General features: G+C 71.6%; 9 protein-coding genes and 1 pseudogene. 6 read left to right on the forward strand and 4 right to left on the reverse strand.

The window, feature by feature from the left end; all coding sequences use genetic code 11:
• Positions 1–113: 113 nt before the first annotated feature.
• Both ppdK and ACFY5B_RS03175 read right to left on the reverse strand, forming a co-directional pair.
• A complete protein-coding gene (ppdK, locus tag ACFY5B_RS03170; RefSeq protein WP_389963721.1) occupies positions 114–2,861 on the reverse strand; it encodes a pyruvate, phosphate dikinase in 2,748 nt (915 codons plus the stop codon).
• A 406-nt stretch (positions 2,862–3,267) separates the two neighbouring features.
• Positions 3,268–4,494 (reverse strand): ROK family protein, encoded by a 1,227-nt coding sequence (locus tag ACFY5B_RS03175; RefSeq protein ID WP_389963724.1) that lies wholly within the window; start codon positions 4,492–4,494, stop codon positions 3,268–3,270.
• Positions 4,495–4,615: 121 nt separating this feature from the next.
• On the opposite strand from ACFY5B_RS03175, the gene ACFY5B_RS03180 reads away from it, so the two are divergent.
• The 3 genes from ACFY5B_RS03180 to ACFY5B_RS03190 all read left to right on the forward strand — a co-directional run bounded on the left by ACFY5B_RS03180 (position 4,616) and on the right by ACFY5B_RS03190 (position 9,966).
• Positions 4,616–6,046 (forward strand): hypothetical protein, encoded by a 1,431-nt coding sequence (locus ACFY5B_RS03180; protein WP_389963727.1) that lies wholly within the window; start codon positions 4,616–4,618, stop codon positions 6,044–6,046.
• Positions 6,046–7,983 (forward strand): glycogen debranching N-terminal domain-containing protein, encoded by a 1,938-nt coding sequence (locus tag ACFY5B_RS03185; protein WP_389963730.1) that lies wholly within the window; start codon positions 6,046–6,048, stop codon positions 7,981–7,983. The genes ACFY5B_RS03180 and ACFY5B_RS03185 overlap by 1 nt, the downstream gene beginning before the upstream one ends.
• Before the next feature lie 153 nt (positions 7,984–8,136).
• On the forward strand, positions 8,137–9,966 hold the full coding sequence (locus ACFY5B_RS03190) for a sulfatase-like hydrolase/transferase (protein ID WP_389963733.1): 1,830 nt from the start codon (positions 8,137–8,139) through the stop codon (positions 9,964–9,966).
• A 28-nt stretch (positions 9,967–9,994) separates the two neighbouring features.
• Here ACFY5B_RS03190 and dusB read toward each other — a convergent pair whose 3' ends face one another.
• Entirely contained in the window at positions 9,995–11,128 is a 1,134-nt protein-coding gene (gene dusB / locus ACFY5B_RS03195; protein WP_389963736.1) for a tRNA dihydrouridine synthase DusB, read from the reverse strand.
• Between the two features lie 78 nt (positions 11,129–11,206).
• Between dusB and ACFY5B_RS03200 the strand changes: the two are divergent.
• The 3 genes and pseudogenes from ACFY5B_RS03200 (at position 11,207) to ACFY5B_RS03210 (ending at position 13,212) form a co-directional block, all read left to right on the forward strand.
• Positions 11,207–12,652 (forward strand): annotated as a pseudogene (locus ACFY5B_RS03200) (MFS transporter).
• Positions 12,645–12,875, forward strand: coding sequence for a hypothetical protein (locus tag ACFY5B_RS03205; RefSeq protein ID WP_389963739.1), 231 nt, complete (start codon positions 12,645–12,647; stop codon positions 12,873–12,875). Before ACFY5B_RS03200 ends, ACFY5B_RS03205 begins: the two are co-directional and overlap by 8 nt.
• 115 nt (positions 12,876–12,990) lie before the next feature.
• Positions 12,991–13,212, forward strand: coding sequence for a hypothetical protein (locus tag ACFY5B_RS03210; RefSeq protein ID WP_389963742.1), 222 nt, complete (start codon positions 12,991–12,993; stop codon positions 13,210–13,212).
• 179 nt (positions 13,213–13,391) lie between these two features.
• Here the strand turns inward: ACFY5B_RS03210 and ACFY5B_RS03215 are convergent, their stop codons facing one another.
• Positions 13,392–15,467 carry a PA14 domain-containing protein gene (locus ACFY5B_RS03215; protein ID WP_389963745.1) on the reverse strand — a complete coding sequence of 692 codons (2,076 nt, stop codon included), beginning with the start codon at positions 15,465–15,467 and terminating at the stop codon, positions 13,392–13,394.
• Between the last annotated feature and the right edge of the window lie 218 nt (positions 15,468–15,685).

Genomic DNA, 15,685 nt, shown 5'->3' on the forward strand with positions numbered 1-15,685 from the left:
GACCCCCATCGCGTTGACGCCCTCCTCCGCCTTGCATCTGCACGCACCACGCCCCGCTCGGGTCGGCCGAGAGGCGCTGTCACTCCCGGCCGACCCGATCCAAACGACAGGCCCTAGCGGTGGTCGCTGCCCTGGGACTGGACCGCCGCCCGGCCCGCTTCCAGGCGGGCCACCGGGATGCGGAACGGGGAGCAGGAGACGTAGTCGAGTCCGACCTCGTGGAAGAAGTGGACCGACTCGGGGTCGCCGCCGTGCTCGCCGCAGACACCGAGCTTGAGGTCGGGGCGGGTCTCGCGGCCGGCCTTGGCGGCCAGCTTCACCAGCGAGCCGACACCGTCCTTGTCGATCGTCTCGAACGGGGAGACCCCGAAGATGCCCTTCTCCAGGTACGCCGTGAAGAACGAGGCCTCCACGTCGTCCCGGCTGAAGCCCCACACCGTCTGGGTCAGGTCGTTCGTGCCGAAGGAGAAGAACTGCGCGGCCTCGGCGATCTGACCGGCGGTCAGCGCGGCGCGCGGCAGCTCGATCATCGTGCCGATGGACAGCTTCAGCTGCGCGCCCGAGGCCGCCTCGACCTCGGCGATGACCGCGTCGGCTTCCTCGCGCACGATCTCCAGCTCCTGCACCGTGCCCACGAGCGGGATCATGATCTCGGCGCGCGGGTCGCCCTTGGCGGCCTTGCGCTCGGCCGCGGCCTCGGCGATCGCCCGGACCTGCATGGTGAACAGGCCGGGGATGACCAGGCCGAGACGGACACCGCGCAGACCCAGCATCGGGTTCTGCTCGTGCAGCCGGTGCACGGCCTGGAGGAGGCGCAGCTCGTTCTCGTGCGGCTCCTGGCGGGACTCGGCGAGGGCCACGCGGACGGACAGCTCGGTGATGTCCGGCAGGAACTCGTGCAGCGGCGGGTCGAGCAGGCGGATGGTGACCGGAAGGCCGTCCATCGACTCGAAGAGCTGCACGAAGTCCTGCTTCTGCAACGGCAGCAGCTGCTTGAGGGATTCCTCGCGCTCGGCGTCCGTGTCGGCCAGGATCAGCCGCTCCACCAGCTCGCGCCGGTCGCCGAGGAACATGTGCTCGGTGCGGCACAGGCCGATGCCCTGGGCGCCGAAGCGGCGGGCGCGCAGCGCGTCCTCGGCGTTGTCGGCGTTGGCGCGCACCCGCAGGCGGCGCTTGCGGTCGGCGAAGGCCATCATGCGGTGCACGGCCTCGACCAGCTCGTCGGCGTCGTCGGCGCCCGGGTGCATCCGGCCCTCGAAGTACTCCACGACCGGCGACGGCACGACGGGTACCTCACCGAGGTAGACCTTGCCGGAGGAGCCGTCGATGGAGACGACGTCGCCCTCCTCGACGACGTGCCCGCCCGGGACGGTCATCCGGCGGCGCTTGGTGTCGACCTCCAGCTCCTCGGCGCCGCAGACACAGGTCTTGCCCATGCCGCGCGCGACGACGGCCGCGTGGGAGGTCTTGCCGCCGCGGGAGGTGAGGATGCCCTCGGCGGCGATCATGCCGTCCAGGTCGTCGGGGTTGGTCTCACGGCGGATCAGGATGACCTTCTCGCCGGAGCGGGACCACTTGACGGCCGTGTAGGAGTCGAAGACGGCCTTGCCGACGGCCGCGCCAGGGGAGGCGGCGATGCCGCGGCCGACCTGCGAGACCTTCGCGTCCTCGTCGAAGCGCGGGAACATCAGCTGCGCGAGCTGGGCGCCGTTGACGCGGGTGAGTGCCTCGGCCTCGTCGATCAGGCCCTGGTCGACCAGCTGCGTCGCGATGCGGAAGGCGGCGCCCGCGGTGCGCTTGCCGACGCGGGTCTGGAGCATCCAGAGCACACCGCGCTCGATGGTGAACTCGATGTCGCAGAGATCCTTGTAGTGGTTCTCCAGCGTCTCCATGATCTGCATCAGCTGGTCGTACGACTTCTTGTCGATCTGCTCCAGCTCCGCGAGCGGCACGGTGTTGCGGATGCCCGCGACGACGTCCTCGCCCTGCGCGTTCTGCAGGTAGTCGCCGTAGACGCCCTGGTGGCCGGAGGCGGGGTCGCGGGTGAAGGCGACGCCGGTGCCGGAGTCGGGGCCGAGGTTGCCGAAGACCATGGAGCAGACGTTGACGGCCGTGCCGAGGTCGCCGGGGATGCGCTCCTGGCGGCGGTAGAGCTTGGCGCGGTCGGTGTTCCAGGAGTCGAAGACCGCGTGGATGGCGAGGTCCATCTGCTCGCGCGGGTCCTGCGGGAAGTCCCGGCCGGCCTCGGTCTTGACGATCTTCTTGAACTTGGTGACGAGCTTCTTGAGGTCGGCGGCCTCCAGCTCGGTGTCGACCGTGACCTTCTTGGCCGCCTTGGCCGCCTCCAGCGCGTCCTCGAACAGCTCGCCGTCGACGCCCAGGACGGTCTTGCCGAACATCTGGATGAGGCGGCGGTAGGAGTCCCACGCGAACCGGTCGTCGCCGGCCTGCTTGGCGAGGCCCTGGACCGACTTGTCGGAGAGGCCGATGTTGAGGACGGTGTCCATCATGCCGGGCATGGAGAACTTGGCGCCCGAGCGCACCGACACCAGCAGCGGGTCGTCGGCCTGGCCGAGCTTCTTGCCCATGCGGGCCTCGAGGGCGTCGAGGTGGGCGCTCACCTCGTCACGCAGTGCCGCCGGTTCCTCGCCGCTGTCGAGGTAGACCTTGCAGGCCTCGGTGGTGATGGTGAACCCGGGCGGGACCGGAAGGCCCAGGTTCGTCATCTCGGCGAGGTTCGCGCCCTTGCCACCGAGGAGGTCCTTGAGGTCCTTGTTGCCCTCGGTGAAGTCGTAGACGAACTTCACGCCCTCAACGCTCGCGGCCTGCTCGGCTACCGGGAGATCTTTGTTTTCCGACACGGGTCTCGACTCCTCGAGGACGCGGTGGCTGCCCTGACGGGCAGGAACATACCCAGATCAAAGGCGCCTGGGTACGTCCACTTGTGCGTCATGCGCCTGTAACCACTCGTCCGCCAGCGGATCGAAAGTCAAGGCTGAGCAAGCGATCGCAGCCGCATGTTTTCACTTCTTGAACGCAAGAACCTCCTTGAGGCCCTCCGAGCGCTCATATGAGCGGAGTTTCCGCACATTTGATTTCGCTCGATGAACGATCAAAGGGTGGCACTCAGTGCCACCCTTTGGAGAAGTGCAGTCGCTCAAGATCCGCTCATCTGAGCGCAGCCCTTATCAGGGGTGGCGAGAATCACGCTGCCACAGGCGCCGGGATTTCACCATGCGGACGTGTCCCGGGACCGAAACGCGGCCGTCACACCCCGAGCGCGCGCAGCCGCTCCTCGGCCCGCTCGGGCGCGTAGAGGTGCTCCACGACCATCGCACCGGCTCCGACCAGCGCGGCCCGCTCGCCCAGCCGTGCGGTCACGACATCCAGGTGGGCGGTCGAGCGGGGCAGCGCCCGCTGGTACAGCAGTTCGCGCACACCTGTCAGGAAGGGAGTTCCGGCCAGATCCCCGGCGATCATCAGGACACCGGGGTTGAGCAGTGTCACGACCGTCGCGAGGACCTCGCCGACGCGGCGCCCGGCCTCCCGGGCGAGCCCGACCGCCTCCGGATGCCCGGCCGCCAGCAGATCCCGTACGTCCGAGCCGGAGGCCGCCGGCACCCCGGCCTCCGCAAGCCGCCGGGCCACGGCGCCACCGCTCGCGACGGCGGCCAGACAGCCGTAGGAACCGCACCGGCACAGCGCCCCCGCGCCCTCCGGCACCCGGATGTGCCCGAGGTCGCCGGCGCCGCCGTCGACGCCGCGGAACACCGAGCCGTCCACCACGACCCCGGCGCCGATGCCGGTGGAGACCTTGATCAGCACGAAGGCGGAGCAGTCGGGATAGGCGGTGCGCTGCTCGCCGTACGCCATGAGGTTGGCGTCGTTGTCCACCAGCACCGGCACCTCCGCGGTGCCGGCGTGCTCGGTGAGCGCCCGGGACAGCCGGCCCCTTATGTCGTAGCCGTCCCAGCCGGGCATGATCGGCGGCTGGACGACGCGGCCGGTCTCGGTGTCGACCGGCCCGGGCACCGCGAGCCCGACCCCGCAGACCGCCTCCGCCCCCGGCCCGGCCTTCTCCAGCAACTCGGCGAACCAGCGGCCGAGTTCGCCGAGGGCGGTGTCCGGCCCGTCCTCGATGACGAGGGTGCCGGAGTGCTCGGCGAGGATCTCGCCGCTCAACGACAGGACCGCCGCCCGGGCATGCCGGGTGTCGAGGTCGGCGGCCAGGACCACCGCGTGCTCGTCGTCGAACTCCAGGGTGATGGAGGGCCGCCCGCCCAGCGGCGAGTCCACCGGCCCCCCGGCGCCCTCGCGCAGCCAGCCCGCGCGGAAGAGCCGGTCCAGCCGCTGCCCGACGGTGGCCCGGGACAGTCCGGTCGCCTGCTGCAGCGCACCCCGGGTCACGGCACGGCGACTGCGCACCAGTTCGAGCAGATCGCCGGCGCTCGCCTGACCCGCGCCTCGTCCGGTCCTCCCGGGCTGCCCGGTCATGTACACCCCCTTGTGTTTCCCAACCCTGCATTACATATTGGGTTTTGCGTGTTAAATAGACGTAACCCTACGGTAGCCCCTGCCGATCCCGGCCAGGAGTACGTCTTTGGGAGAGCCCCGAGTGGATCGCATCGCCCAGCTCACCACGCGTCCCGCGGGGCGCGAGATCGCATACGATCCGGCCGCCGAGCCGCCGTCCCTGCACGTCAGGGCCGCACAGGTCCTGGAGGGCAACTGGACGGGCCGGTCCACCGTGCCCTCGCGCGGGCTGTATCCGCACCAGTGGTCGTGGGACTCGGCGTTCATCGCGATCGGCCTCAGGCACCTCTCGCCGTTACGGGCGCAGACGGAACTGGAGACACTGCTGGCGGCCCAGTGGGCGGACGGGCGGGTCCCGCACATCGTCTTCAACCCCTCCGTCCCCCTCGACGCGTACTTCCCGAGCCCCGACTTCTGGCGTTCGTCGACCGCCGGGCGCACCGCCGGCGCCCCGCGCACCGTACAGACCTCCGGGATCGTGCAGCCACCGGTCCACGCCCTGGCGGCGTGGCTGGTGCACCTCGCCGACCCCGGCCTGTCCAGGGCCCGCGGCTTCCTCACCCGGGCATACCCCCGGCTGGCCGCCTGGCACGACTACCTCCTGCACCGTCGCGACCTCGGCGGGGACGGACTGGTGTCCGTCGTGCACCCCTGGGAACAGGGTATGGACAACAGCCCCTGCTGGGACCGCCCGTTGTCCCGCGTCACCCCCGCCCCGGCCCGCTCCTTCCGCCGCGCCGACCTCGACCACGGCGCTCCCGAGGACCGGCCGACGGATCTGGACTACGGGCGGTACGTGCGGCTGGCCACCGACTACCGGGACCGCGGATACGCCGACCTCGGAATCGGCGGCGGGAGACGGACGGGCGTTTTCGCCGTCGAGGACCCGGCGTTCAACGCCCTGCTCATCGCCTCCGAGTACGCCCTGGACCGGATCGCGCGGGAGCTGGGCGCGACGGACCCGCCCCGGCTTCGCCGCGCCGAGCGGCTGACCGCCACGCTCGTGGAGCGGCTGTTCGATCCGGCGGCGGGGATGTTCCTGTGCCGGGACGTGTGCACCGGGGAGCTGATCCCCGAGCGCGGTGTCTCCGGGCTCGTCCCCCTGCTGCTCCCCGCCCTGCCCCGCGACCTCGCGGCCACCCTGGTCCACACGATGTGCGGACCGCACTTCGGCCTCGGTGGCACGACCCGCCTGGTCCCGAGCTACGACCTGCTCGGTGAGGCCTTCGACCCGCACCGCTACTGGCGCGGCCCGGCCTGGTTCAACACCAACTGGCTGCTGGAGCGCGGGCTGCGGCTGCACGGCGAGCGCGGCCGGGCCGACGCCCTGCGCAAGGGCATGCTGCACACCGCCGGCGCCACCGGCTTCGCGGAGTACGTCGACCCGTACACGGCACAGGCCTGCGGCGTCACCGGTTTCGGCTGGAGTGCCGCGCTCACGCTCGACCTGCTGCACGACCGGCCCGCACGGGGCAGGAACGGCCTCACAGCGATCACGGAAGGGGACCGGTGATGACGGACCGGCATCATCTGCTCGTGCACGGCCGGACGTTCGCCGCCGTCGGCGACCGCGGCGACATCAGCGGCTACCGGGGCGGCAGCGCCCCGGACGGCCTGTTCGTACGGGACGCCCGGCATCTGAGCCGGTGGCAGCTCACCGTCGACGGGGCGGTGCCCGACACGCTGACCCCGGTGGCCGACGGGGACACCGCCCGCTGTGTGCTCGTCCCGCGCGGCGGCCGCGACGAACCGCCCGCGTACACGCTCTTTCGCGAGCAGGCCGTCGGGGACTCCTCGTTCGTGGAGTCGCTGCGCGTCACCAGCAACCGTCCGGTGCCGACGACGGTCCACCTCGCGGTCACCGCCGACGCCGACTTCACCGACCAGTTCGAGCTGCGCTCCGACCACCGCACCTACACGAAGCCCGGCGCCGTCCGCTCCCGCCACGTGCTCGCTCACGGCGTGGAGTTCGTCTACCGGCGCGGCGAATGGCGTTCCGTCACGACCGTGACGGCCGACCCCCGGCCGGACGCCGTGGAGGAGACCGGCACCGGTGCCCGCCGCCTGGCATGGACCCTGGACCTCGAACCGCACGGCACGGCCGAGCTGATCCTGCGGGTCATGGCCCGCCCGCACGGCGACCGGCGCGCCCTGCGCGTACCCCGCTCCCCCGCCGCGGCCCAGGAGCAACTGCGCGCCCGGGAGGACGAGTTCGTCCGGGCTGTGACCTTCCCGGCCGGCTGGCCCGAGCTGGCCGCCGCCTGCACCCGGGGGCTCGCCGACCTCGCCGCCCTCCAGGTCCCGGCCACCGGCCCGGACGGCGAGGACGTGCGCGTCCCGGCCGCCGGCGCCCCCTGGTTCCTGACGCTGCTGGGCCGGGACGCCCTGCTGACCTCGCTGTTCGCCCTGCCCTACCGGCCGGGCCTGGCCGCCGCCACGCTGCCCGCGCTCGCCGCCACCCAGGCCACCGGGAGCAGCGCCGACGGCATCGCCCAGCCCGGCAAGATCGTGCACGAGGTGCGGCACGGCGAACTGGCCCACTTCAGCCAGGTCCCCTACGGCCGCTACTACGGCTCGGTCGACGCCACCCCGCTCTTCCTCGTCCTGCTCGGCGCGTACACCGAGCACACCGGCGACACCGGCCCGGCCCGCCGCCTCGAACCCCACGCCCGTGCCGCGGTCACCTGGATGCTCGACCACGGCGGCCTGACCTCACGCGGCTACCTCGTCTACCGCGCCGACCAGGGCGGCCTCGCCAACCAGAACTGGAAGGACTCCCCCGGCGCCATCTGCTCCGCCGAAGGCACCCGCCCGCACGGGCCGGTGACGGCCGCGGGCGCCCAGGGCTACGCCTACGACGCCCTGCGCCGCACGGCGGGCCTCGCCCGCACGGTGTGGCAGGACGCCACGTACGCGCACCTGCTGGAGCAGACGGCCGGCGACCTGCGCGACCGTTTCCAGCGGGACTTCTGGATGCCGGAGCACTCCTTCCCCGCCCTCGCGCTCGACGGCCGGGGCGAGCAGGTCGACGCGCTGGCCTCCGACGCCGGGCACCTGCTGTGGTCGGGGCTGCTGGACAAGGAGTACGGCGAACTCGTCGGACGGCGGCTCCTCGAACCGGACTTCTTCTCCGGCTGGGGCGTCCGCACCCTCGCCGCCGGGCAGCCGGCGTACCACCCGCTCTCCTACCATCGCGGCTCGGTCTGGCCGCACGACAACGCGCTGATCGCCCTGGGCATGGCCCGTTACGGGCTGCACGACGAGGCCCGCGCCATCGCCCACGGCCTGGTCGACGCGGCGGGCGCGACCGGCCACCGGCTCCCGGAGGTCCTCGCGGGCTATGGCCGTGACACCCACCCGGAGCCGGTGCCGTACCCGCACGCGTGCGTGCGTGAATCCCGTTCGGCGTCGGCCCCGTTGGCGCTGCTCACGGCGGTCGGCGTGGTCTGAGGTCGGGTTGGTCCGCCGTTTGCCGGGTGTTTGCCGAGCGCTGGCCCGGCGGGCTGAACACACCCGAGGAGCCCCCCGTACGGAACGGTGGCGGACCCGCACCCCCACGCGGGTCCGCCACCTCACCGGGCTTTGAACGGGAAGGACCTCCGGGTGCCTGTCTTCACACGCTTCAGCGGGTCGTCACAGCCGGGCGACGGCGTACCCGTGGCCGAGGACGAGCCGGCGGGCGGGGAGCGGGAGGAGGCCGAGAGAGAGGCAACGGCCGCGTCCGGTCCGGCCCCGGCCGCCTCACGAGCCCCCGTCCGGCACCGCTTCACCCGCCTGCGCACCTGGCGCACCCGGCATCCCCGGACGGCCCGTGCGCTCCACCTGACCACCACCGCCCTCGCCGCCGCCCTGGTCCTCGGAGCCCTGCTGCTGCCCAACACCCTCCCCGCGCTCAAGGCGGCCGGTTTCGCGCGGATCCCGGCGGAGGCGGTCCTCGGGGCCGTCGTCGTCCTGGCGCTGCCGCGCCGGCCCCGGCTGGTGGCGGCGGTGCTGTACGGGCTCGGCCTCACCGTCCTGACCACGGTGAACCTGCTCGACATGGGGTTCAACGAGTACCTGGGCCGGGGCTTCAACGCCGCACTCGACTGGGACCTGCTGCCCGACGCGCAGGCGTACGTCGAGGACACGCTCGGCGGGGGTGTCGCGACCGCCGCCGCCGTCGGCGCGGTGGTGCTCGTGCTGCTCGTGGCGGCCGTCATGGTCGCGGCGTCGATCCGGCTCGCCGACGTGCTGGCACGTCACCGGGTGCGGGCGTCCAAGGGTGCCCTGATCGCCGGCACCGTCTGGGTCGCCTGCTCCGCGCTGGGCCTGACGCTGTTCGGCGGGCCGATCGCCTCCGAGCGCGGGGCCGGGGCCCTCAAGGTGCACGCCCAGCGGACGGTGGAGTCGCTGCGGGACGAGGCGGCGTTCGTGCGGCAGTCCAAGGCGGACACCTTCGGCGACACCCCGCCCGGTGAGCTGCTGCCCGACCTGCGCGGCAAGGACGTGATCTTCACGTTCATCGAGAGCTACGGCCGCAGCGCCATCGAGGACCCGATCATGGCCCCCGGCGTCGACCGCACTCTGGACGCCGGCACCGAGGCCCTGAAGGAGGCCGGCTTCGACGCCCGCAGCGGCTGGCTGACCTCGGCGACGTACGGCGGCAGCAGCTGGCTCGGCCACTCCACGACCATGTCCGGCCTGTGGATCGACAACCAGCGGCGCTACCGCACGGTCAGCGCCGGTGACCACCTCACCCTCACCAAGGCGTTCCAGAAGACCGGCGCCTGGGACACGGTCGGCGTCATGCCGGGCGTGCAGAAGGGCTGGCCGGAGGAGAAGTGGTACGGCCTCGACAAGCTCTACGACTCCCGGGACCTGGGCTACCGGGGCCCGAAGTTCAGCTGGTCGACCATGCCCGACCAGTACGCGCTGGAGGCGTTCCAGCGTCAGGTGCACGGGAAGAAGCGCGACAGGCCGCTGATGTCGTTCGTCATCCTGACCTCCAGTCACCAGCCCTGGGCTCCCCTCCCGAAGATGGTCGGCTGGGACGAACTCGGCGACGGCTCGGTCTTCGACGCGATCCAGAAGGCCGGCAACAAGGCCTCGGACGTCCTGACCGACACCACCAAGTCCCGCGAGGAGTACGGCAGGTCCATCCAGTACTCGGTCACCAGCCTCACCCAGTGGCTCCAGCGCTACGGCACCGACGACACCGTCCTGGTGTTCCTCGGCGACCACCAGCCCATCGCCCGGGTCAGCGGGAACCACGCCTCCCGGGACGTGCCGGTGTCGATCGTCGCGAAGGACCCGAAGGTCCTGGAGAAGGTCACCGACTGGAAGTGGACGGAGGGGCTGAAGCCGGACCGGGACGCGCCCGTGTGGAAGATGAGCTCCTTCCGGGACCGCTTCCTGAAGGCGTTCGGCTCCACCCCGCACCCGTCGAAGGGCTGATTCGGCCGCCCACCCGTCGAACGGCTGATCAGCCGCCGGACGTGTCCAGCTCGGCGTCCTCGCCGACCCCGGCGCAGTCGTAGGGGTCCTTCAGCCAGCCGTCCGGCAGCACCACCCGGTTGTTGCCGGACGTACGGCCCCGGGGCCCGTCGGCGCCGGCGGGCCAGGGCTGGTCGAGGTCCAGCTCGTCCAGGCCCGACCGCAGCTCCTCCAGGGACGAGGTGATCGCGAGGCGCTTGCGCATCTCGGAGCCGACCGCGAAGCCCTTCAGGTACCAGGCGACGTGCTTGCGGAAGTCGACGACGCCCTTGGACTCGTCGCCGATCCACTCGCCGAGCAGGGTGGCGTGCCGGACCATGACGTCGGCGACCTCGCGCAGGGCCGGGCGGGCGATGTCCTCGGTGCGGCCCTCGAAGGCGGCGACCAGATCGGAGAAGAGCCAGGGCCGCCCCAGGCAGCCGCGGCCCACGACCACCCCGTCGCAGCCGGTCTCGCGCACCATCCGCAGGGCGTCCTCGGCGGACCAGATGTCGCCGTTGCCGAGCACCGGGATCTCCGGCACGTGCTCCTTCAGCCGGGCGATGGCGTCCCAGTCGGCGGTGCCGCCGTAGTGCTGGGCGGCGGTGCGGCCGTGCAGGGCGATGGCGGTGACGCCCTCCTCGACGGCGATCCGGCCGGCGTCGAGGAAGGTGATGTGGTCGTCGTCGATGCCCTTGCGCATCTTCATCGTCACGGGCAGGTCGCCGGCGCCGCTGACGGCCTCGCGCAGGATGGCCCGCAGCAGGTTCCGCTTGTACGGCAGCGCCGAGCCGCCGCCCTTGCGGGTGACCTTCGGCACCGGGCAGCCGAAGTTCAGGTCGATGTGGTCGGCGAGGCCCTCCTCCGCGATCATGCGGACTGCCTTGCCGACGGTCGCGGGGTCCACGCCGTACAGCTGGATCGAGCGCGGCGTCTCCGTCGCGTCGAAGTGGATCAGCTGCATGGTCTTCTCGTTGCGTTCGACCAGCGCCCGGGTGGTGATCATCTCGCTGACGAACAGGCCCTTGCCGCCGCTGAACTCTCTGCACAGGGTGCGGAAGGGCGCGTTGGTGATCCCGGCCATGGGGGCCAGGACGACAGGGGGCCGGACGGTGTGCGGGCCGATCTGGAGGGGCGTGGACATGCCTCCATTGTGCCGTGCAATGAGATGGCAAAATTCATTAGTTAGCAACACTATCGAATTCGGCGTACGATGGACCGCATGCCCGAGCTCAGTCACCGCCGCCGCATGCTGGTGCTCGCGATCTGCTGCATGAGCCTGCTGATCGTCAGCCTCGACAACACGGTCCTGAACGTGGCCCTGCCGTCCATGCAGCAGGACCTGCACGCCGGTACCTCGGGTCTGCAGTGGACGATCGACGCGTACACCCTGGTCCTGGCCTCGCTGCTGATGCTCGCGGGCTCCACGGCCGACCGGATCGGCCGCAAGCGGGTCTTCATGACCGGCCTGGTCGTCTTCACCGTGGGCTCGGTGCTGTGCTCCCTCGCGCCGAACCTGGAGGCGCTGGTGGCGTTCCGGATGGTGCAGGCGGTGGGCGGCTCGATGCTGAACCCGGTCGCCATGTCGATCATCACCAACACCTTCACCGATCCGCGCGAGCGGGCCCGGGCGATCGGTGTCTGGGGCGCGGTCGTCGGCATATCGATGGCCGCGGGCCCGCTGGTCGGGGGCCTCCTCGTCGACTCCGTCGGCTGGCGCTCCATCTTCTGGATCAACCTGCCGGTGGGCCTGGCGGCCCTGCTGCTCACCCTGCGCTTCGTCCCGGAGTCCCGCGCCCCTCGCGCCCGCCGCCCCGATCCCGTCGGGCAGGTGCTGGTGATCGCGCTATTCGGCTCGCTGACGTACGCGATCATCGAGGCGCCGAGCACGCCGTTCCGGTCCCTCGCGCCGCCGGCCGTCCTGGCCCTGACCGCCCTCGCCGGGCTGCTCCTCTACGAGCCGCGCCGCACGGAACCGCTGATCGACCTGCGTTTCTTCCGCTCGGCGCCGTTCAGCGGGGCGACGGTCATCGCGATCAGCGCGTTCGCCGCGCTCGGCGGCTTCCTGTTCCTGTCGACGCTGTACCTGCAGAACGTGCGGGGTCTGACCGCCCTGGAGGCGGGCCTGTGGATGCTGCCGATGGCCGTCCCGACGTTCCTGTGCGCGCCGCTGTCGGGCCGCCTGGTGGGCACGCGTGGTCCCCGCCTGTCCCTGCTGATCGCGGGTCTGGCGATGACGACGAGCGGTGTCCTGTTCGCCGCGTTCGAGGCGGAGACCTCGAACGTCACGCTCTTCGCCGGTTACGTGCTCTTCGGTATCGGCTTCGGGTTCGTCAACGCGCCCATCACCAACACGGCGGTCTCCGGCATGCCGCGCGCCCAGGCGGGCGTCGCGGCGGCGGTCGCCTCCACGAGCCGGCAGCTCGGGCAGACGCTCGGGGTGGCCATGGTGGGCGCGGTGCTCGCGTCGGGCGTCGGCGCGTCCTAGTACCGGGAGACGTTCGTGTCCGCGGCGCGGCCCGGGTGGTGGATCCTCGCGGTGTGCGGGTTCGCGGTGCTGGCACTGGGAGCGGTGACGAACGGCCGGTGGGCGAGGGGCACGGCCGAACGGGCCGCCGCCAGGCTGGAGTCGGCGCAGGAGCGGGACACCGCCGGGGTCCGTGTCTGAGCCGACGGCGGTCCTGACGGCCGGTGCGCCTTCCGGTCGTCTGCGCCGGGACGCCCTCCGGCAGTTGACCCACCGGCCGGGCGCCACCGCGTCGTACGGTCGGCGGCCGGCCGCGGAGAAGCGGTCATGTGCCGGTGTGAACGGCCTGCCGGGCCACGGCGATCGCCCGCAGTTCCTCCAGCCGCTCCTGTTGAGCCTGCGGCTGCCCCGCACGGTGAACTGAGCTCTCTCACGGCCTGATAACGGGCTTCCGGGGAAACCCTGTTGATGTCGGTCGTGCTGCACACTCCTTGCTGTGAGCAGGCCGGGACGGCGGATTTCTCGACGCGGGAGGCGTCATGACACAGATCGACACGAGCAAGGTCAGCCGGTGGGACCAGCACGGCCGGGAGCACGTGGTGCGGGTGCACCGGACGGGTGTGCAGCGCACGATCAGATGCGACACCTGCGGCTGGCGCAGAGGCGCCCAGTTCCTGCCCTGGCTGAAGGCGGAGGAGCATCTGCTGGAGGCCCACCAGGCCACCGTGGATCCGACGGCGGCTCAGAGCGTCCGGCAGTAGGCGTTACCTCAGCTTGCGGGTGGTGGCGCGGCCGCCTTCAAGGCGATGCCGAAGGCGTTTTCGGACTTCGTCGAGGCAGCGGCTCGCGGCTCGCTCTGACGCATACAGCGGCACAAAACAGGGAGGCGCCCGGCCGGGAACTCCGGCCTGGCGCCTCCACTGCTTCCCCTGGCGGGGAGCTAATTCTCCGAGGCGAACGCCATCTCGCGGGCGGCCGTCTCCGTGCCGTCCGCGAGGGTGGCCGTCACGCGGTAGTACGTGGTCGTTCCCTTGGGCCGGGCTGTGTCCACGTACGACCAACTGGTGCTGTCACCGCGCGTCTGGACGTCGACCTTGTCGAAGACGTGGGTCGACCGGTTCCAGCGGTAGACGGTGAAGCCGGTCACCTTGCTGCCGTTGGCGCCCGTGTCGCCGCCCAGCCACCAGGCGACCCAGCCGTTCACGTCGCCGTAGAGGTGGCCGATCGGGGTGTCGCCCACGGCGGGGCCCGCGTCGGCGTCGGGGCGCAGGTCGAGCTCGGTGACGTCCTGGACGGGGGCGCCGGTCTCGACGGTGAGCTGGTTGCCGTACTGGTCGACGGCGATGACGCTGTAGCGGAACTGCTCACCGTCGGCGGCCATACGGTCGAGGTGGTGGGTCTCTGCGAACTCCTTGGGCTTGAGAGTCCAGGCGTCGATGAGCGGCTTGTAGACCCACTCTCCGTCGACGAGGGTGCCCCGCAGGATGCGGTAGTGGTCGAGACCGGGATCGTCACTGGCGTCCCAGCTCAGCGAGACGCCGTTCTCCTGGGCGGTGGCGGTCGTGCCCGTCACCGGGGGCGGCGGCGTGTTGTTTCCGGCGACCGTGACCGGCATCTCGACGGAGGGGGTGCCACCGTTCCCGGCGTCGTCCACAGCCACGACTGAGTAGTAGTACGTGGCGCCCGGCGGCGGGGCCGCGTCCGTGAAGGACGTGCCCCGGATGCCCTTGGCGACCTCCACGATCGTGCGCCCGGGCTCCGTGCGCGGCTTGTCATAGCGCAGGACCGTGTACCCGACGAAGTCCTCGCTGGTGGTCTCGGACTTGTCCCACGTCAGCGTGACCCCGCGCTCGTCCTCGACCGCCGTTGCGTTGTGCGCGGTGTCCACGGGGCCCGTCTTGTCCCGCGTGTAGAACTCCACCGTGCCGGAAGCCGCCGACTCGTTGCCGTGCGTGTCGACCGCCGTGACGACGTAGTAGTACGTGTCCCCGGTCAGCGGCAGCTGCTCCTGATACCAGGAGTAGGTGAGCGGCTTGTCACCGTTCAGCCGGTTCGCCGGGGTGAGCGCGACCGGCCTGCCGGTGGTGGAGCGATACACGTTGTACCCGGCGAGGTCCGCCTCGGTGTTCCCGTACCAGGAAAGGCTGACCTTCTCGGAGTAGTCGGGCTTCCAGGCGTCCTCGACCCCCTTCGGCGCCGCGGGAGCGCTCTCGTCGACGGTGGTGACGGACTTGTCCGCCGTACCCGCGGACTCGTTGCCCGCCTTGTCGAAGGCGCGGACCTCGTAGTAGTAGACCGCGCCGTTCTTCGGCAGCGTGGTGTCCGTGTACAACGTGGAGGTCGTCGTGGCCAGCGGCTTGGTGCCGTACGAGGTGCCCTGGAGCCGGCGGTACACGCGGTAGCCCGCGAGGTCCATCTCCTTGTTGGCCGTCCAGCGGAGGTTGGCCTGGTACGAGGAGTCGTACGTGAGGGAGGTGCCGGTGGGCACGAGGGGCTTGACCGTGTCGACGGTGGCGGACGTGCGGGGCAGGTAGTCCGCCTTGACGTCCGCGGCGCCCGTCCAGTTGACGAAGTCGAAGCGGAGGGTGTGCGTCCCGGACGGGATGGTGATGTTGACGGTCTTTGTCTGGGTCGTCGAGACGTTCTTCCAGATGTCGACCTTGCGCGTGCCGTCGAGGTAGACGCGCAGGCCGTCGCGGGTCGCGACGGGGATCGAGAACGGGCCGCCGGAGCCGAAGTCCCGGGTGACCGTCCAGCGCACGCCGAAGGAGTTGCTGGGCAGCCCGGCGGCGGGGGCGCCGGTGCCCCAGTTCTGATCAATCTTCGAATCGCAGTCGGTCTTCTTCGGCGTACCGGAGAAGGTCGTGTTCGCGTAGAACTGCCGTTTGAAGACGGGCGACTTACAGGTCACGGTCGTCGTGGCGGCACCGACGGCGGACGCGCACGTGAGCAGGGCTCCGGTCGTCGCGAGGACGGTGGTCGCGGCGAGGGCGGACGCACGAGTGGCTCGGTTCATGCCTTCCTTCGGTCTGGGTCGGGGGGGGGGGGGGGGGGGGTTGCCCCCCCCCCCCCCCCCCCCCCGGGGGGGGGGGGGGGGGGGGGGGGGTTGGGGGGTGGGGGGGGGGGGGGGGGGGGGGGGGGGGGGGGGGGGGGGGGCCGGCGGGGGGGGGGGGGGGGGGGGGGGGGGGGGGGGGGGGGGGGGGGGGGTCCGGGGGCCCCCCCCCCCCCCCGACC

This window comes from Streptomyces sp. NPDC013187 (assembly GCF_042899705.1).
Taxonomy (GTDB): domain Bacteria; phylum Actinomycetota; class Actinomycetes; order Streptomycetales; family Streptomycetaceae; genus Streptomyces; species Streptomyces hawaiiensis_A.